This is a genomic window from Flavobacterium panici (genome assembly GCF_024499525.1).
Taxonomy (GTDB): domain Bacteria; phylum Bacteroidota; class Bacteroidia; order Flavobacteriales; family Flavobacteriaceae; genus Flavobacterium; species Flavobacterium panici.
On sequence record NZ_CP100437.1, the window covers coordinates 5911092 to 5930119 of the forward strand.

Below are 19028 nucleotides of genomic sequence, written 5' to 3' on the forward strand. Positions count from 1 at the left end.
TTTTTAAATTGTCTTCAATTGACTTTGTGATTACTTTAAATCCGCAAATTCTGTTTATATTTGCACCTTTCGAAAAACAACATAACAATGACTACTCTAAACGAATTGAATGCTATATCGCCAATTGACGGAAGATATAGAAATAAAACTCAAAATTTAGCACCTTTCTTTTCTGAAGAAGCTTTAATAAAATACCGCGTACTGGTTGAAATTGAATATTTCATCGCTTTATGCGAAATTCCTTTACCTCAGCTTTCTGGCGTAAATGCAGACTTATTTGACAGTTTAAGAAATATCTACAAAAATTTCTCTACCGAAGATGCGCTTTGGATTAAAGAAACAGAAAAAGTAACCAACCACGACGTAAAAGCGGTTGAATATTTTATTAAAGATGCTTTTGAAAAATTAGGTTTATCGCAATACAAAGAGTTCATTCACTTCGGATTAACATCTCAGGATATCAACAATACTGCTATTCCGCTTTCTACAAAAGAAGCTTTTGAGCAGGTTTATACTCCATCATTAATTGCTGTAATTTCTAAATTAAAAGAATTAAGCGTTGAATGGAAAGATATTCCAATGCTGGCACGCACGCACGGACAGCCGGCTTCTCCTACCCGTTTAGGAAAAGAAATTTTGGTTTTTGTAGAGCGTTTAGAAGAGCAGATGCGTTTGTTATTCAATATCCCTTTTGCAGCTAAATTTGGCGGTGCAACAGGAAACTTTAATGCACATCATGTGGCATATCCGCAAATTGACTGGAAAAAATTTGGAACTAATTTTGTTGAAAATGAATTAGGTTTACAACATTCATTCCCAACAACTCAAATCGAACATTACGATCATTTTGCTGCATTTTTTGATGGTTTAAAAAGAATCAACAATATCATTATCGATTTAGATCGTGATATCTGGACGTATGTTTCAATGGATTATTTTAAACAAAAAATCAAAGCAGGCGAAATTGGTTCATCGGCAATGCCGCATAAAGTAAATCCTATTGATTTTGAAAACTCAGAAGGAAACTTAGGAATCGCTAATGCTATTTTTGAACATTTATCTGCTAAACTTCCAATTTCAAGATTACAGCGTGATTTAACAGATAGTACAGTTTTACGTAATGTTGGTGTGCCAATTGGGCATACAATTATTGCTTTTGAAGCTACACTGAAAGGTTTGAACAAATTATTACTAAACGAAAGCAAATTTGCTGAAGATTTAGAGAAAAACTGGGCAGTTGTTGCCGAGGCTATTCAAACTATTTTACGTCGCGAAGCGTATCCAAATCCGTATGAAGCCTTAAAAGGTTTAACAAGAACTAACGAAGCTATTGATAAAAACGCAATTCATAATTTTATTGCGACTTTAGAAGTTTCTGATGCTGTTAGAGCCGAATTAATGCAGATAACACCTAGTAATTACACAGGAATTTAAAGAAAACCTAAAATATTTTGTCAAAAAAAGCTATCTTTATCGAGATAGCTTTTTTTATTTTAACTCGGGAAGTTTTTAGCCCAGACTACTTCACCTAACTTTTATTTTTTATAGGAGTTCAGTGAATATATTTGCAATGAAAAGCCTTTTGCGAAAAAAGCCATATTTTTTTGTAGTTGAAGAGCGACCAACGGAAGCTCCTGAAACTGCTTAAAAAATAGGCGTTTTGAGTAAAAGCTTGAAATGGAAAGCTGGATTAAGCTCCTGAAAAAATACCACTTTATGATTGCCTTAAATGCCGCTGCAGAAACTACACATCATTTACAACCTTTAATCAGTGATCTGGGATTAATCCTGATGACTGCGGGAATTGCCGTACTATTATTTAAAAAAATGAAACAACCGCTGGTTTTAGGATACCTGATTGCAGGATTCCTGGCCGGAAACCACTTTGATTTTTTCCCATCAATTACAGAAATGAAAAGTGTAGAGGTTTGGGCAGAAATTGGTGTAATCATTCTTCTTTTTAGTTTAGGACTCGAATTTAGTTTTAAGAAATTAATGAAAGTTGGAGGAACGGCCTCCATTACAGCCAGTACGCAAATTATAACCATGGTTTTACTGGGATATCTGGTAGGACGATGGATGGATTGGTCACAAATGGACAGCATTTTTTTAGGCGTAATTTTATCGATTTCATCCACAACAATCATTTTAAAAACCTTTGATGAACTGGGCGTTAAAGCGCAAAAATTTGCCGGAATCGTTATTGGCTCTTTAATTGTACAGGATATTGTAGCCATTTTAATGATGGTATTGCTTTCTACAATTGCAGTAAGCCAGCAATTTTCAGGAAGCCAGTTATTAATGTCGGTTTTAAAACTTATATTTTTCCTTACTGTTTGGTTTTTGGGCGGTATCTTTTTTATTCCCACACTTCTTAAAAAAGCAAAACATTTACTGACAGATGAAATGCTGCTTATTATTTCTATCGCATTATGTCTTACTATGGTAATTTTTGCTTCAAATGTTGGATTTTCTCCAGCTTTAGGTGCTTTTATAATGGGATCGATAATTGCCGAAACAACACAAGCTGAACATATTGAACATTTAATAAAACCGGTTAAGGATTTATTTGGCGCAATATTTTTTGTATCTGTGGGAATGTTAATTGACCCTAAAATGTTGTATACGCATGCTGTTCCGGTAGCTATATTAACTGTCGTGACTATTTTAGGACAATCTGTAAGTTCAACAATAGGCGCATTGCTGGCAGGACAGCCCCTTAAACAATCGGTGCAGACGGGAATGAGTTTGTCTCAAATTGGTGAATTCTCGTTTATTATTGCAACATTAGGAATGACATTAAATGTTACCAGTTCCTTTTTATATCCTGTTGTTGTAGCTGTTTCGGCAATAACCACTTTTACAACTCCGTTTATGGTAAAATATGCCGTGCCTTTTTCTCATTTCTTAGAACAAAAACTGCCTAAAAAATGGGTTAAAAATATCAACCGATACAGTATGAACGCGCAGGCAATAAAATCAGTCAGTATTTGGCAGAAAGTATTAAATGCCTATGTAATTCAAATTATACTTCATACCGCTATCATTACGGCAATTATTTTGTTATCATCAAAATTTGTAGCTCCTTTAGTGGCCGATACCAGATTTGGAAACACTTTGGCCGCGCTTATTACGCTGGTAGTTATTGCACCATTTTTATGGGCACTTTCACTTCGTCGTATAGCTGCCGAAGAAGTCGAATTATTATGGGAAGAACGTAAATACCGAGGTGCGCTGTTAATGATGATTTTAATACGCATGAGTCTTGGTTTATTTTTTGTTGGTTTCTTATTAAATATATTCTTTTCTCCTTTGGTCGCATTCGTAGCATTGGTAATTGCTATTGGAGTTTATCAAATATTCCCTAAAAAATTAAATGAGCAGTATCACAGGATAGAAAATCACTTTTTGAAAAACCTAAACGATCGTGAAAACAAAAAAATAGACAGAAGATATGCCAATTTAATGCCGTGGGACGGTCACATGTCTATTTTTGAGATTGGGAAAGAATCGAACATTGTCGGAAAAACTTTAGAAGAACTAAGAATTAGAGAACTCATGGGAATTAATATTGCGTATATACGACGCGGTGAAGTTACAATCCCAATTCCTTCAAAAAATGAACGCCTGTTTCCCGGTGATGAAATTTCTGTAATTGGTACCGATGCTCAAATTACCGAGTTCACGAAATACCTGACACAAAATGAAAATGAAGCCCCAAAAGCAGTTGAAGAAACTGAAATTGTTTTACGTCAGTTAGAAGTTTCCCAGGAAGAATTTACGCAAAAAAGCATTGGTCAATTTAGAGGAAAAACCGGAGCAATGGTCGTAGGAATTGAACGAAACGGAAATCGTATTTTAAATCCTGAATCAAGTTTACTTTTACAGCCAAATGACATTATATGGGTTGTAGGAGACAGAAGAAAGATGAGTGAGCTTCTGAGAGGCTAAACTTCTGAGAGGCTAAGTTTCTGAGATTCTGAGATACTAAGTTTTTTTCTTTACGAATATATCTTAAAAAAAGAATCTAAGATTCTGAGATGCTAAGTTTTTTTCTTTACGAATATATCTTAAAAAAGGTGCTAAATTTCTAAGCTACTAAGAGTTTAACCTCTCAAAAAACTTAGAAACTTAGCACCTTAGTATCTTTAAAAAAATCTTAGCAACTTAGAAAATTATTTATTCGGCTGCGGAGTTAAACGCAGATAAGGTTTAATAGGCGTATGTCCTTTTGGGAATTTTGCCGGAATATCACTGTCAGGAACAGCTGGCGTAATTACTACATCTTCACCGTCTTTCCAGTTTGCCGGAGTAGCTACGCTGTAATTTGCCGTTAATTGCAAACTGTCAATAACACGAAGCAATTCGTCAAAATTTCTTCCCGTTGAAGCCGGATAAGTCAATGTTAATTTAATTTTTTTATCAGGCCCAATAACAAAAACAGAACGCACTGTAAATTTATCGCTCGCATTTGGGTGAAGCATATCATATAGATTCGCTATTTTTTTATCCTCATCGGCAATAATTGGAAAATTAACCTCTGTATTTTGAGTTTCGTTGATATCTTTAATCCACTCTTTGTGCGACTCTAAACCGTCTACACTCAAAGCAATTACCTTAGTATTTCTTTTGGTAAATTCCGGAACATAGTTCGCTACAGTTCCCAATTCAGTAGTACAAACCGGAGTAAAATCTGCTGGATGCGAAAATAAAACGCCCCAAGAATCTCCTAACCATTCATGAAAATTGATTGGTCCTTGTGTGGTTTCTGCATGAAAATCCGGAGCTATATCGCCTAATCTTAATGTTGACATAATTTATATTTTTTAGTTCCTCTAAAATTAACTAAAAAATACATTTAGAAAACACGTAAGAATTAAAAAAAAGTTAAAATTCTACATTCTCTATCTAGTTAGTATTTTAAATTCATTTGAAGATTAATTTTAACACATAGAAACATAGCTTTTTGTAATGTTTACGGAATTATTTTTAAGTCTCTTTCTTCAAACTGCAGGAATTGCTCGCAAAGTCGCAAAGACGCAAAGTTTTATAAAGAAAACTTAAAAAAGTAAAACTCAAAAAAAGAAAAAGCTTTGCGGCTTCGCGACTTTGCGAGATTAAAAAAAATTAAATCTTAGCGTCTTCGCTCCCGATAGCTATCGGGATTGCGAGATTAAAAAAATAAGCATTTAAATAAACCCCACAACAAAATACCAAATAGCAAGCGTTACAAACGAAACAGGAATCCCAAAACCGATCATCATACTGCTTAATTTTGGTTTTAACCCATAAGTCGAAGCCAGAATTGCGCCTGTAATCATGGGCGCCATGGCGATTTCAATAATCGTAATTTTTATAGCTTCAGAATGCTGGTTAAAAACAAAAACATAAAGAATAAAAATAATAAGCGGTGTTACAATAAGACGGAAGAAAAGTCCCAGACGAAGAAATTTCCAGTGTTTGCTGTTTCGATCAAAAGTCAATTGTAACCCAACCGAAAATAAAGCCAAAGGCGTAACCAAACTTCCCAGTTTTAATAAAAAAGGCTGAATATTCGAATCTAAATCGTAATCAAAAACATTGAGCAAACACGCCGCGACGAAGGTAATAAATGGCGGAAACAAAAAAATCTTCTTTGCAATACTTTTAAAATCCGGGCTTCCTTTAGAATAAAAAGCCGCCACAAAAACACCCAAAGTCGAAACCACCACAAAAGTTCCCGGCTGATCTACCAATACAGCCGTTTCTAAACCTTTTTTTCCAAACAAAGCCTCAACAATAGGATATCCTAAAAAAGATGAATTACTCAATCCCGCAGTCAGGATCAAACAGCCAATTAATTTATTTGACCAGCCCAGTCGTCGTCCTAAAAAATGAAAAAATACAAAAGCCAGGAAAAAACTAATCCACCCCGCTCCTATTGGGAACAATAATTCGTTGCTCCATTTTATCTTCGGAATATGATATAAAGTTATCGCCGGAAGACAGACATAAATAACAATTTTATTAATCGTTTTATAAATAGGAGTTGGAAACCGCTTTACATGCTGCAAAAGCAATCCTAAAAATAAAAAGAAGAATATTATAATAAAGTTGTTCATATCAAGGGTTAGTGACAAAAATAGGAATTTATATTTTAGCGAGAAGCGATTAATCATTTAGTAAATAATATAAAAAAAGTTTGTCAATTTAAAATCGTGCCGTTAGGCACATAATATCGGTAGTCAATGTATTTAAAACCGTTGGCGTGCCGTAGGTACGCGATAATATTGCGTACCTACGGCACGCTTAATTAATTTTCAACTTATCCTTTCCTACCGATATTATGTACCTAACGGTACATATTGAATTACTGACAATTAGTTGCTCAAATAAAAAAATCGTTAAAATTAATTTTTATGTTATAAAAACTCACTATATTTGTAACATATTTTATTACAGTATGCTTTCAGGTAAATTTGCCATAACGATTCACATTCTTACTTTGCTCAATAAATTCCCCAATGATTATTTATCATCAGAATATATTGCAGGAAGCATTAACCTGAATCCTGTTTTGGTTCGAAAAGAAATTGCAAACCTCAAAGCACATCATATTGTAGAAAGTAAAGAAGGAAAAAACGGCGGTACAAAACTCGCCGTAGATTCATCAAAACTGACATTAAAAGAAATTTTTGAAATGACTTTTGAAACCATCAATCTCGGTTATGCTAAAAATCAGCCCAATCCGGATTGCCCTGTTGGAAAAAAAATCAACCAGAATCTGGATGCTTTATATGCCGATATGAATCAAAAAGTAAGCGCCCAATTACAGGGAATTTCTTTAGAAGATTTTTCGAATCAGTTTTAAAGCTATTTTTTTACACAAAACTGTAACATTTTTTATTACTAAATAAATTTATATATTATGAAAATCGCAATCATTGGAGCAACAGGATTTGTAGGCTCAGCAATTTTAAACGAATTAGCAGGCAGAAACCACGATATTACTGCTATTGCAAGAAACCCAAAAGACACCGCTGGCATTAACTGGAAAAGTGCTGATATTTTTAATGTAGACGAGTTGGCAGCAATTTTAAAAGGAAACGACGCTGTTATAAATGCGTATAATTCAGGATGGACAAACCCTAATATTTACGATGATTTTATTGCAGGATCAAAAGCCATTCAGGAAGCCGTAAAAAAATCGGGGGTAAAACGTTATATCACCATTGGTGGTGCTGGAAGTTTATTTGTCGCTCCGGGTTTACAAGCCGTTGATACACCAGATTTTCCAAAAGAATTTTATGCCGGAGCTACAGCTGCAAGAGATTATTTAAATATTTTAAAAGACGAAAAAGAATTAGACTGGGCATTTTTTAGTCCCGCTTTCGAAATGCACCAGGGCATTACAACCGGAAGAACAGGAAAATACCGTTTAGGATTAGAAAATCCGGTTTTTAACGACGAACAAAGAAGCATTTTATCTGTAGAAGATTTAGCAGTCGTTATTGCTGATGAAACCGAAACCCCAAAACACCATCAGGTTCGATTTACTGCGGCGTATTAATTTTTAAACTTTAACAAATATCGGCACGCATAGTCCGTTTTTTTGTCACCCTGAGCGAAGTCGAAGGGCGCAAAGTAATTCCACAATAAAACTCAAACCCGACAGTCCCGATGCATCGGGACTGTCGGGTCTATTTGTGTTAAAATGGTGTGGTTATACAATCTTTACCCACAATCTTGTCATCCCGAGGAACGAGGGATCTCCGCAAGTAGCTCCGCAAACTGAATCGCCAATCTTTGTAGAGCTTCTTGCGTGTCCTTCGACTTCGCTCAGGATGACAAACTGTGCGGTTAATTCTCTTTAGTAGTGTCACCCTGAGCGAAGTCGAAGGGCGCAAACTGAATCGCCAATCTTTGTAGAGTTACTTGCGTGTCCTTCGACTTCGCTCAGGATGACAAACTGTACGGTTACGTAATCTTTACCCAATCTTGTCACCCTGAGCGAAGTCGAAGGGCGCAATAAAACTCAAACCCTACAGTCAAGATTCTATCTTACTTTCCTGTTTTTCGTAATGTGAAATCTCTTTTTCTAAATGAAAAACTACTTTTTTCAGACTATCAATAGTATCTTTTTGCGCTTCTGCGAGTTTTTTGTAGCTCAACTCGTCTTCCGTTTTTTTTATTGAAGGTTGGTAATTATTTGATTTTTGAGTTTTTATCATTGACCCTTCATTTTTTAGCAGCCACTCACAGCTGTATTGAGGATAAATTTCAATCACTTTTAGTATCCATTTAGATTGTATATCGCTGTTGTTTCCTACTGCACGCGACAGGACACCTTTACTGGCACCAATAATATGTTCCAGCCTGCTTATAGTAATTCCTTCATTGTTAGCAATTCGCTTAATGTTTTGTATTATAATATTCATTTTACAGGAAGTTACCTTTTAAACTAATGATTTACATTTAGTTAAGGATTTGATGTTTTAAATTTTGAAACAAATTAATCAATAGGCAAAAGTAAAACAAAAAACTACAATTCCTACAATTTCCTACGCTTGAAAAATGGCATTTTAGCTAAAAACCCAAACATACTTTTAAAAAAAAATAATTCACCTGTAACCTGTTATTTTATATATGAAGCTTTTTTACAGAAAATGAAGACAATTTAATTCAAAATATCACTCATATTTTCTTCATATACAGTTAAAAATCAACATTTTACAATCAAAAATGACGTTTTAAAACTACCAAAAATTATCACAAATAAAAACATAAATACATGATAATCAATTAATTACAAACAATATATTCTGTTAAAAAGCTTAACAAGTAAGAAAATACACTAAAATTGTTTTGTTTATTGAAGATTATAATCTACCTTTGTTGCGAATTTTAAAACAACATTAGTTATGGAAAATAGTAAATCAAAAGTTTACAAATCCTACGATTCTAATATTTTAGAAGCCTTGTTTTTAAAATACAATGTTTCAAAATATTACATCCGTCAAAGTATAAATGGATCCGTACATGGATTAACGCCGGACAGAATTAAAAAAGATTATGCAACCATGGAGAAAGCAAACAAAGAAACCGTCATGAATCTTCTTATGAAGACACTGTAAGCAAACAATAATATTTAGAAAAATAATATTATTAAAAAAGGTTTGAACTAAAAGACCTGCCAACCTAAACCTCTTGTGAGAATCTGATTAAATCAGAAATCACCTTCATCATTATACGCCCTATTAAAAGTTAATACCAACTTTTAATACAAACCGCAAGAATACCACAAATACCACATCTATTATAGGAATACTCGACAGGGTACTCATTCACTATACCTTTTAATCTTGTCATTTTTTAATGTCAGGCAGGGGTATATTATTTAAAATAATTAAACAATTTAAAAAATGAAAAAAAATCTATTTTGTATGTGGCTGGCATTATTAGCCATATTATTTACGGTAAACACGGAAGCCCAGATGACCATAGGGGGCAAAAAAGAGCCAGAAGCCTTTTCCGTTTTGGAACTTCTGAATAAGGGCGGGCTTCGACTGCCTCAAATGACAACGGCACAACGTAACGCATTTGCTGTGCAGGGTAAAGTTACAGGTGAAGGACTTACAATTTATAATATTGATACTAAATGTGTGGAATATTGGAACGCCACACGCTGGGTAAGTTTATGTGAGGGAACATCTCAAACTAAAATAAGCCCGCAGCCTTGTGTAAATGTAGCTGCAGACGGTACAGGATGCGACCAGACATTTACTGTTGATGATGTTGACTGTCCTAACGGGCCTTTTAATATTACTATTGTGGCAGGGTCTGAATATGCATCATTAAGTGATGTAGAAAATGAAAACGGAAAATTTAATATTAACTTTTTCCCAAATGAAACAGTAAATATCCATACCGTATTAGTACGTGTAACCAGTACTTGTACCAGTTTGTTTAAAGAATTTTTATTTTCTCAAAACGGGGTAGACTGTACTTCTATGCCGTATGCTGTGCCAACAATAACGGCATCTGCAACGACTATATGTGCCGGGGGTGCTGTGTATTTATCGGTTCCTGCCAGTACAACAAACCTTGATAAATTAATCTGGACCCGTAATGGTGTTGAAGTAGCCCGTGGTGTAAATTACTATATCGCTACACAAAAAGGAGAATACAATATCTCTATGGGAGCTGTTGGATGTAACACAAATGATTCAAACAAGCGTACCATTACAGAATCTGGCACTGCAACACCGGTTACTCTTTCTGTATTAGCCTCAAATAATGGGGAAATCTGCGGTACAAACAAAGTAACACTTACTGCATCAGGAAACAGCAGTGGTACAATTGTATGGTTTCATAACGGAGTACAAGAACAATCTGGCTCATCAATAGAAATAGGCAGTGACAGCAGCGTGGGCGAATGGTTTGCAGCAGTAAAAGACGGAAGCTGTTATTCTAAACAATCTAACATCGTTCAGGTTAAGAAAAGTAATGCTGGCGGACAGATAACTATTGATGATGCTGATATACTGGTAAACGGAAAACCGCTAAATACTTTTACATCTTTCTGTTCTGGCGGTTCATTGTATTTGAGCATTGCTAATAAACAAGCAGGAATTACGTACACTTGGTATAATGGTAATGATCCTATAGCGACTAACCCATTTATAGTACCAAGTAGTCAAACTACAATGTCGCTTCGTATGATTGCTACAGACAACAGCGATGCAAAATGTCCAGCGGAAACACATGTATTAGAGAAAAGTATTACCAGTGGAAACACTCCCGGACAGCCAAGCATAACAGGTAAAACTGTACTTTGCGACGGGAGCACAGATTTAACAATTGTACCGGAAACAGCAGGTACTTATACATATACATGGTATAAGGATAATGTAAAAATTAGTGAAGCCCAAACCATCACGGTTTCAGAAGGAGGAACATACAATGCAACTGTTACAAATACAACAGGCTGTACCAGTACAATGGCGGTAAAAAATGTATCATCAACTGTTTCAAGTACACCGGTAATTTCATGGCTTTCTAATCCTGCGACCGCTAATTTTGGCGGGAAAGTATATATGGAAGCATCCAGCACACCTGCCGCGACATCTTACTCATGGACCGCTGACAATGGTGCAGTAATTACGGGTTCTGGAGCAAGTGTATCTGTACAGCTTCCTGCCAACGGACTAGATGGACTAAAAGTAAAAGTTACAGTAACAGCTAAAAACGACTGTGGAGAAGCTTCAAAGACTAATGAAATCACAGTAAACAATGTATGTCCTACTCCTGAAGTTACGGCATCTAATACAGTTCAAACTACCATAACAGGTTCTGCTGTAACACTATCAGCATCAGTAACTGCAGCAACAGCAGTTCAGGCTACATATAAATGGTATAGCAATACTACTAACAGTAATGCAGGAGGTACTGAGATCCCTGGTGCAACTACAGCATCATATACATACACGCCTTCAGCAGCAGGTACTTATTATTTTTATTGCCAAGTAACAAATGGCTGTACAGGGAATCCAACAGGAAATTCGCCAGCATTTACAGTGACGGTAAGTAAAAACCCAGATTCTATTAATCCGGGAAGCGGAAGTTTAAGCGGAAGAACTTGTTTTGATATAGCACAAACAGAAGGTGGTGATACTTGTGGACCATTGGCATCCCGCTTACCGCAAAAAGCAGATTTTACTACTACAGCTGTAAATACACAAGTATATACATTTACACAGCAGGGCACCATAAGTAATCTTCATTTTCAATATGTAGAAAAATCAGGATATGCTAATCAAATTGTCAGCAAATTTGAACCTAATGGCAACACAGTAACGGTAACGTACAATAGCGCTTTAAGCGGTCCGCAGGGCACGGCTGTAGGTAAAACAAGTACAGACCCGCTTTATGTAACTATTTATGCCATATTTAATGACGGAACGGGTGCAGAAGTAGCCGTAAAACTAAAAGCAGAAATAAAAGATTGTATGTGCTGCGGCGCAAAAATTAGCGCTACAGAATGGAGAGCATTTAAGTGTCATAACATAGGTGTTGATGAATCTCTTAACCCTTTTAGTGCTGACGCAAGATTATCAGGAAATTATTATATTTTTGGTAATAAAAATCCTTATAACGCTAGCGGCGGTCTAACTCTTGGTCTTTGGACAGATAACGTTAAAAATACAAATGATCCTTGTCCAGCGGGCTATAGAGTACCAACTAGAACAGAATGGCAGGGAGTAGTTAGTAATAATGTTATTACAAAACTATATGGTTCTTTTGCGCTTAACAAAGGAACAATAGTTGTTGGTCCTTCATTACCGCTACCTGTTGCAGGAATTGTCACGTCAGGATCGTCTAGTGCTACGCAATCACAGGCTTACTACCAATCTTCGACAGTATACAACCCTGGTAATTCAAACTATTTTAGTGCCACATCTTCTACAAGTATGTATGCAGCTTCTTATGCTGGTAGATCCAACGCTATGCCTGTACGTTGTATTGAGAAAGCACCAGGTGAAGGGGGACAACCTTAATAGTTTTAAAATAAAGCTTAAATCCTAAAGACAGTTTACTTTCAGGATTAAGGTAAATAGTTTACTGGTACTTGTTTAGCAATAAGCAAGTACCATAAAATTATCAAAAAGCCCGCAGCGCTTTTCATTTCCTGTCGTAGGCAGAAATGAAAGGCGTTTCGGTGTTTTACGAAATGAAATAAATGATAAATAAATAAAATAAAAATATGAAAAATATACTTTTAAAAAGCCTTGCTGTTTTTGGTATACTTACTTCTGTACAGGCACAAACCATAAACGTGCATTTTTCGCATTATGCTGGAAAACAATATGTATATATGCTGGAAAAAGGCAGTAAAAAAGATACCATCGCCACAGGCAAACTAGATACAGAAGGAAAAGCAGTACTCATTATCCCTACAGCCAAAAAAGGCTACGCAGGAATTTCACATTTTGTCCTTACAGAAGGCGGAGGAATGGATTTTATTGTAAACAATGAAAATTTCTCTGTTTCCTGCCTTGAAGAACAGCCTAATTTTGAAAACACAAAATATACAGGTTCGGCAGAAAATGAATTTTTAAATCAAAAAATAAAGCAGCAAAAATTAATTCTGGACAAAGTTGGTTTTACACAATACGGTCTTAATTTATATAAAGAAGAAGAACCTATGCATGCTGCTTTTCAAAAAGAAAACGAAAACCTGCAGCAGCAATTTACCACACTTAGAAACGAAACAGCAAAAAGTACTTTATATGCAGCGCGTTTTATAGAAATATATAATTTTTTAATGGGTATAGGTAGCAGTTTTAACCAGACTGAGGAAGAAAAAGCAAAAGGGTTAAACCTTTTTGTAAAAGAAAAACTCGATATGCAGGCTCTTTACAACAGTGGTTTCTGGAACCAAACCATAGAAGGCTGGTCAGATTTACAGCAAAGGGTAATTAAAGATGATGCTGTTTTACTGGCAGATACCAAACAAATCCTGTCACGAATAAAAAGCAAAGAAATTTATACTGCCTTTACAGAAAAAATCGTGACCGTGTTTACCAAAGCCGGAAAAGATGATTTGGTAACGGCAATAAGCGAATATGCCGCAAAATCAGGAAAATTAGAAAAACCGAGCAAGAAATTAGCAAACGCTATTAATGCTCCGGTTGTTGGTGCAAAAGCGCCAGTATTAGAAACTCCGTCGGGCAAAAAAACAATCAATAAAAAAACCTTGTTATTCTTTTACGAATCGGGCTGCAACAACTGCGAAAACGAAATCCACCAGTTACTGGGCAATTACCAAATCGTAAAAGACAAAGGCTACGAAGTAATAAGCGTAGCCGCAGACATGACCAAAAATACCGGAGACGGCCACGATCACGCCTTTCCGTGGGCAGCACAATTATGCGATTACAAAGGTTTCACAGGCCCAAACTTCCAAACCTACGCCATAATAGGAACCCCAACTTTTTTCACGATAGATGAAAAAGGAATAATCACAGGAAAATATGCGAGGTTAATTGATACGGGGATTCTTAATTAATGGTGAATTGTTGATTGTGAATCTTTTTGTCATCCTGAGGAACGAAGGATCACACAAGAAACTCTGCAAAGTAATTCCACGCATTCTTTGTCATCCTGACGGAGGAAGGATCACACAAGAAACTCTACAAAGTAATTCCACAACGCATGTCGCCAATCTTTGCCGATCAGCGAGTGTGATCCTTCGTTCCTCAGGATGACAAACTGTACGGTTACTTTTCTTTAGTCTTGTCACCCTGAGCGAAGTCGAAGGGCGCAAAGTAACTCCACAAAGTAATTCCACGCATTCTTTGTCATCCTGAGGAACGAAGGATCACACAAGAAACTCCGCAAAGTAATTCCACAACGCATGTCGCCAATCTTTGCCGATCAGCGAGTGTGATCCTTCGTTCCTCAGGATGACAAACTGTACGGTTACCCAATCCTGTCACCCTGAGCGAAGTCGAAGGGCGCAAAGTAATTCCACAATAAAACTCAGACCCGAGAGTCCCGATACATCAGGACTCTCGGGTCTCTTTTCGTTAAAACGGTACAGTTACGCAATCTTTGTAATCCTCAGCAAAGCACATAAAACTACTCTCCTTTCAATTCTTTTAGTTCCTTATTAAGCCATTCAATTTTTTCATCTTTAAGCTTAATAAGTTCATCTTTAAGTTCATTAATTTCATGCCTTGCTTCTGCCAATTCTTTATAATTGATATTCACACTCGTATTGCGGTTTTTTATCATAGATCCTTCGCCGGTTAAAAGCCAGTTTGCATCAATATCTTTATACTTCATTAATAAATTTGATATAGGAACCATTCCTGCATTACTTCTTTTTTTACAGATTTCTGTAATAAGCGAAGTGCTGATATTGAGCTCCGTAGCGAAATTTTTAATATTTGACACAACTTTCGCTTCTTTAAGATATTCATAAGTAGCTAGAAATCTGGAAGTTACATCGTTCATTATAGAAAAATTACAGTTTTTTGTGTTTTTGTAAGTTTTTACACAAAATTTTGTGTATATTTGCACATTATTTAGGATTCAAAGATAAACCTTTTGTTATGACAATCGAACAAATTAAGGAAAAAACCCTATACGGTGATTACACTTTGCTTGGTCAGGTTATGGGTATAAATGCCCCTGCGGCAAAAATGAGGTTCTTTAGAGGAGATGAAATTGCAAAAAAAGCCCTGCTTAAAATCATTGCAAACCGAGAGGCTTTAATTAAAGAATTTCAAAACAGAACAAATAAGGCGATATAGACTAATTTTTCAAGTACTGCCGCCAGAGTAAATTAAAATCATTAACAATGAAATAAGCACGACAATGGATAAAAGTAAGACAAAAGTTTACCACTCCTATGATGCAAATATTTTGGAAGCCTTATTTGTAAAGTACGGATTATCAAAATATTACATACGTCAATGCGTAAACGGAACCGTACATGGAATAACGCCGGATTGTATCAAAAAAGACTATGAAACTATGGAAAAAGCCCATAAAGATGTTATTATGAATCTTATTCAGACAACACTTAAATAATCAAATCAATATATCAGAAAACCCAAAAAGTTATTACACTCCCTTATCAGCCTTAAAGCCCCAAGTTTTATAAGCAGATTATACTATATATGTCTTTTATTAATAAACAGACAGACTTTCATCACTATAAGCCGTATTGAATACCATCAATAGCGCCTATTTTTTTTTACAAAATACCACGAATACCACAAAAATATATATGCATATCCCAAAAGGGTATCGACTAGGCATGCCTTTTAATTAGTTGTTTCAAGAAACGATAGTTAAAAGTATGCCACTTTAAATAATTAAAACAATTTAAAAAATGAAGAAAAATCTATTTTGTATGTGGCTGGCATTCTTGGCCATATTATTTACGGTAAACACGGAAGCCCAGATGACCATTGGGGGTAAAAAAGAGCCAGAGGCTTTCTCGGTTCTGGAGCTTCTTAACAAAGGCGGATTAAGACTGCCTCAAATGACAACAGCAGAGCGTAACGCTTTTGCTGTAAAAAATAATGATAAAGGTAACGGACTTACTATTTACAATAAAACAACAGATTGTGTGGAGTATTGGAACAAAACACGCTGGGTAAGTTTATGTGAGGGAACATCACAAACTGTAATAAGCCCTCAGCCATGTGTAAATGTAGCTGCAGACGGTACAGGATGCGACCAGACATTTACTGTTGATGACGTTGACTGCCCTAACGGACCTTTTAATATTGCTATTGTCGCAGGCGGTGAGTATGCATCACTAAGCGATATAGACAATACAAACGGAAAATTTAAAATTAACTTTTTCCAAAACGAAACAGTAAATATCCATACCGTATTAGTACGCGTAACAAGTACTTGTACCAGTTTGTATAAAGAATTTTTATTCTCTCAAAATGGGGTAGACTGTACTTCTATGCCGTATACAGCACCAAGTATATCACCTTCAAGTACAGCTTTAGATTTATGTGTAGGCGGTGCGGTATATTTATCGGTTCCTGCCAATACACCAAACCTTGATAAATTAATATGGACCCGTAATGGCCAGCCAATAGACGGAGCACGAGGTCGAAATTATATTTTCGCCACACAAAAAGGAGAATATAATATTTCTATGGGAGCTGTTGGATGTAACACAAGTGATTCAAACAAACGCACCATTACAGAATCTGGTTCTGTAACACCGGTTACACTTTCGGCATTAGCCTCTAATAATGGGGTAATTTGCGGTACAGGCAAAGTAACACTTTCGGTATCAGGAAACGGTACTGCTTCTGTTGTTTGGTTTCATAATGGTAAAGAAGAAAAAACAGGAGACTCTGTAGATATTAGCGGTGACAGCAGCGTGGGAGAATGGTTTGCAGCAACTAAAGATGGTAATTGTTATTCTAAACCTTCAAACAGTATTCAGGTAACAAAAAGTGAAACCGCATCAACACAGTTATCTCTTCCTGCTACTGATGTACTGGTAAATGGTGTTCAGTTAAGTACTTTTACAGCATTTTGTGCGGGAGGAAGTTTAGATTTAAACATTACCAATAAAATAAGCAATGTTATCTATACGTGGTATAACGGAAATGATGTAATAACTACAAATCCTTATATTGTTCCAACATCTCAAACTACCATGTCACTTCGTGTAGTGGCAACAGATAACAGCGGGGCAAAATGTCCTGCTGAACAGAACAAATTAGAAGCAGCTGTAATACAAGGAAGTACTCCTGGTAAACCAGAAGTTATTGCAGCCAGTACACTTTGTGATGGCAAAGGGCTTTTAACAAATCAGGAAAAAGAATATACTTACATCTGGTATAAAAATGGTGCTGTATTAACAGGAGAAACAAGTAATGAGCTTAAGATAGATTCTGAAGGTACTTATGGAGCTGCTATAAAAAATGCAACCGGCTGTATAAGCCCAATGACAGAGGTAAAAATTTCAGGAAACTCAAGCGGACCTAATATTGACTGGAATTCTAAAACAATTCCTCCTGATACGGCAACTTTTGGTTCGTCGATAACTCTTACGGTTGACAATACATACGATTCTACTTATAGCTGGACTTTGGATGGGGTTAAACTTTCTTATACCGGAAAAACGGCAACAATACCTCTTCCAACAAGTGGAACTGCCAATCAAATAGCAAAAATTGCAGTAACGGCAAAAAATGAATGTGGCGAAAAAACATTAACCCATGAAATAACAATGAATAGTGCGTGCCCTACTCCTGTTATTAATTCAATATCGGGTGCGCAGACTATAATAGCAAAAACAAATGTTACAATAACCATTTCGACAGACAAAACAAATACACCAACCTATCAGTGGTTTCAAAATACAACTGACAGCACTATAGGGGGTACTCCGGTAGGAACCGGGGTTTCGTTTAGTACAAATCAACTTACAACAGGGAAATATTATTTTTACTGTATTGTTACAAATGGTTGTGAAGGGACTCCGTCAGCAACATCAGCAACAACAATGGTTACCGTAAATGATAGCCCGGAAGATATGCAGCCAGGAAGCGGAACCTTAAGCGGAAAAACTTGTTTTGATATTGTAGAAACAGAAGGAGGAGCTGATTGTGGTACATTGGCATCCCGTGCATCACAAAAAGTAGATTTTACCAATACATTTACTTATACTTTTACACCAAGCGGTACGGTAACAAATCTTCGTTTTGAATATATAGAAAATGTGGGTGCAGGTAAAATTGTTGAAACATTTACTGATAATGGTAATAATACTGTAACAGTAAAATACAAAACGACATTAAGCGGGCCGCAAGGTACGGCAAAAGGTCTGAATACTGCAAATGCATTTTCTGTAAGTATATATGCTGTTTTTAAGGATGGAACAGGTGCACAAAAATCTGTAAAGATAACAGCTCAGATAAAAGACTGTATGTGTTGTGGAGCTTATATAAATGGTAGGGTATGGAAAGAATTTATGTGCCATAACCTAGGTGCTGATACGTCTGCAGATCCTCTTAAACCAAGCTTAGCATTAGTTGGAAATACTTATATATTGGGAGATAAAAATCCTGCAGCTACTACACATGCTCCAGGGGTTGTCTGGACAACAGCGAATGATCCCTGTCCGGCAGGTTACCGACTACCAACTGAATCAGAATGGAGACAAGTACTGGACACTAATAATAATGCTTCTGTGGCATATGTGGGAACAATAACCACTAAAGGAATGGGAGGTGCAATGATTGGGAATGCTTTAATGCTTCCAAATAATGCGCCTTCTGGTTATTATTTAGGTTATTGGACTTCTACACTGAATACGGGGTATGATATAAATTATGGTGTAATACTTAGGACTTCTACAACATCTATAAGCGGTCTTACTACCTCTGGGCCAGGAACTCTTAATGCCAAAATGGGTGTGCGCTGTATGTCAACCTCAAACAACTAACGGGGGTTCATCTCCTTTTAATACATATAAGGAGTTGTAATAAAGAGGGAGAGAA

14 protein-coding genes are annotated in these 19028 nt (G+C 36.1%); 10 read left to right on the forward strand and 4 right to left on the reverse strand.

The features are described 5' to 3' along the window. Window positions 1-87 precede the first annotated feature (87 nt). A complete protein-coding gene (purB, locus tag NLJ00_RS24790) occupies window positions 88-1434 on the forward strand; it encodes an adenylosuccinate lyase (RefSeq protein WP_053473777.1) in 1347 nt (448 codons plus the stop codon). A gap of 282 nt (window positions 1435-1716) precedes the next feature. Further along, the gene (locus NLJ00_RS24795) at window positions 1717-3951 is read left to right on the forward strand and encodes a cation:proton antiporter domain-containing protein (protein WP_180859670.1); all 2235 of its coding nucleotides are present in this window, start codon (window positions 1717-1719) and stop codon (window positions 3949-3951) included. A gap of 224 nt (window positions 3952-4175) precedes the next feature. On the opposite strand, the gene NLJ00_RS24800 is transcribed toward NLJ00_RS24795, so the two are convergent. Both NLJ00_RS24800 and NLJ00_RS24805 read right to left on the reverse strand, forming a co-directional pair. Continuing rightward, the gene (locus tag NLJ00_RS24800; RefSeq protein ID WP_053473776.1) at window positions 4176-4814 is read right to left on the reverse strand and encodes a peroxiredoxin; all 639 of its coding nucleotides are present in this window, start codon (window positions 4812-4814) and stop codon (window positions 4176-4178) included. Window positions 4815-5189: 375 nt separating this feature from the next. Continuing rightward, window positions 5190-6119 carry an AEC family transporter gene (locus tag NLJ00_RS24805; RefSeq protein WP_319800416.1) on the reverse strand — a complete coding sequence of 310 codons (930 nt, stop codon included), beginning with the start codon at window positions 6117-6119 and terminating at the stop codon, window positions 5190-5192. A gap of 323 nt (window positions 6120-6442) precedes the next feature. On the opposite strand from NLJ00_RS24805, the gene NLJ00_RS24810 reads away from it, so the two are divergent. Both NLJ00_RS24810 and NLJ00_RS24815 read left to right on the forward strand, forming a co-directional pair. Further along, entirely contained in the window at window positions 6443-6850 is a 408-nt protein-coding gene (locus tag NLJ00_RS24810) for an RrF2 family transcriptional regulator (RefSeq protein ID WP_056201713.1), read from the forward strand. A gap of 57 nt (window positions 6851-6907) precedes the next feature. Continuing rightward, a complete protein-coding gene (locus NLJ00_RS24815; protein ID WP_256635804.1) occupies window positions 6908-7549 on the forward strand; it encodes an NAD(P)-dependent oxidoreductase in 642 nt (213 codons plus the stop codon). Window positions 7550-8027: 478 nt separating this feature from the next. Here NLJ00_RS24815 and NLJ00_RS24820 read toward each other — a convergent pair whose 3' ends face one another. Further along, on the reverse strand, window positions 8028-8417 hold the full coding sequence (locus tag NLJ00_RS24820) for a hypothetical protein (protein WP_256635805.1): 390 nt from the start codon (window positions 8415-8417) through the stop codon (window positions 8028-8030). Between the two features lie 483 nt (window positions 8418-8900). On the opposite strand from NLJ00_RS24820, the gene NLJ00_RS24825 reads away from it, so the two are divergent. The 3 genes from NLJ00_RS24825 (at window position 8901) to NLJ00_RS24835 (ending at window position 14047) form a co-directional block, all read left to right on the forward strand. Then, window positions 8901-9113 carry a hypothetical protein gene (locus NLJ00_RS24825; protein ID WP_256635806.1) on the forward strand — a complete coding sequence of 71 codons (213 nt, stop codon included), beginning with the start codon at window positions 8901-8903 and terminating at the stop codon, window positions 9111-9113. 288 nt (window positions 9114-9401) lie between these two features. Further along, complete coding sequence (locus NLJ00_RS24830) at window positions 9402-12536, forward strand: fibrobacter succinogenes major paralogous domain-containing protein (protein ID WP_256635807.1); 3135 nt, start codon at window positions 9402-9404, stop codon at window positions 12534-12536. A 206-nt stretch (window positions 12537-12742) separates the two neighbouring features. Further along, window positions 12743-14047: a peroxiredoxin family protein gene (locus NLJ00_RS24835; RefSeq protein WP_256635808.1), complete on the forward strand. Its 1305-nt coding sequence runs from the start codon at window positions 12743-12745 to the stop codon at window positions 14045-14047. 572 nt (window positions 14048-14619) lie between these two features. On the opposite strand, the gene NLJ00_RS24840 is transcribed toward NLJ00_RS24835, so the two are convergent. After that, window positions 14620-14997 (reverse strand): hypothetical protein, encoded by a 378-nt coding sequence (locus NLJ00_RS24840; protein WP_256635809.1) that lies wholly within the window; start codon window positions 14995-14997, stop codon window positions 14620-14622. A 98-nt stretch (window positions 14998-15095) separates the two neighbouring features. Here NLJ00_RS24840 and NLJ00_RS24845 point away from each other — a divergent pair, with 98 nt between their 5' ends. The 3 genes from NLJ00_RS24845 to NLJ00_RS24855 all read left to right on the forward strand — a co-directional run bounded on the left by NLJ00_RS24845 (window position 15096) and on the right by NLJ00_RS24855 (window position 18973). After that, window positions 15096-15296, forward strand: a complete 201-nt coding sequence (locus NLJ00_RS24845) for a hypothetical protein (protein WP_180859655.1) — start codon at window positions 15096-15098, stop codon at window positions 15294-15296. A gap of 64 nt (window positions 15297-15360) precedes the next feature. Beyond that, window positions 15361-15576 carry a hypothetical protein gene (locus NLJ00_RS24850; RefSeq protein WP_256635810.1) on the forward strand — a complete coding sequence of 72 codons (216 nt, stop codon included), beginning with the start codon at window positions 15361-15363 and terminating at the stop codon, window positions 15574-15576. 304 nt (window positions 15577-15880) lie between these two features. Then, a complete protein-coding gene (locus NLJ00_RS24855; RefSeq protein ID WP_256635811.1) occupies window positions 15881-18973 on the forward strand; it encodes an Ig-like domain-containing protein in 3093 nt (1030 codons plus the stop codon). Window positions 18974-19028 lie beyond the last annotated feature (55 nt).

Bases quoted from the DNA above. Each gene is read 5' to 3' on its own strand.
- NLJ00_RS24810 (WP_056201713.1), top strand. From the start codon at position 6,443: ATGCTTTCAGGTAAATTTGCCATAACGATTCACATTCTTACTTTGCTC.
- NLJ00_RS24835 (WP_256635808.1), top strand. From the start codon at position 12,743: ATGAAAAATATACTTTTAAAAAGCCTTGCTGTTTTTGGTATACTTACT.
- NLJ00_RS24815 (WP_256635804.1), top strand. From the start codon at position 6,908: ATGAAAATCGCAATCATTGGAGCAACAGGATTTGTAGGCTCAGCAATT.
- NLJ00_RS24850 (WP_256635810.1), top strand. From the start codon at position 15,361: ATGGATAAAAGTAAGACAAAAGTTTACCACTCCTATGATGCAAATATT.
- NLJ00_RS24825 (WP_256635806.1), top strand. From the start codon at position 8,901: ATGGAAAATAGTAAATCAAAAGTTTACAAATCCTACGATTCTAATATT.
- NLJ00_RS24840 (WP_256635809.1), bottom strand. From the start codon at position 14,997: ATGAACGATGTAACTTCCAGATTTCTAGCTACTTATGAATATCTTAAA.
- NLJ00_RS24830 (WP_256635807.1), top strand. From the start codon at position 9,402: ATGAAAAAAAATCTATTTTGTATGTGGCTGGCATTATTAGCCATATTA.
- NLJ00_RS24845 (WP_180859655.1), top strand. From the start codon at position 15,096: ATGACAATCGAACAAATTAAGGAAAAAACCCTATACGGTGATTACACT.
- NLJ00_RS24800 (WP_053473776.1), bottom strand. From the start codon at position 4,814: ATGTCAACATTAAGATTAGGCGATATAGCTCCGGATTTTCATGCAGAA.
- NLJ00_RS24855 (WP_256635811.1), top strand. From the start codon at position 15,881: ATGAAGAAAAATCTATTTTGTATGTGGCTGGCATTCTTGGCCATATTA.
- NLJ00_RS24820 (WP_256635805.1), bottom strand. From the start codon at position 8,417: ATGAATATTATAATACAAAACATTAAGCGAATTGCTAACAATGAAGGA.
- purB (WP_053473777.1), top strand. From the start codon at position 88: ATGACTACTCTAAACGAATTGAATGCTATATCGCCAATTGACGGAAGA.
- NLJ00_RS24795 (WP_180859670.1), top strand. From the start codon at position 1,717: ATGATTGCCTTAAATGCCGCTGCAGAAACTACACATCATTTACAACCT.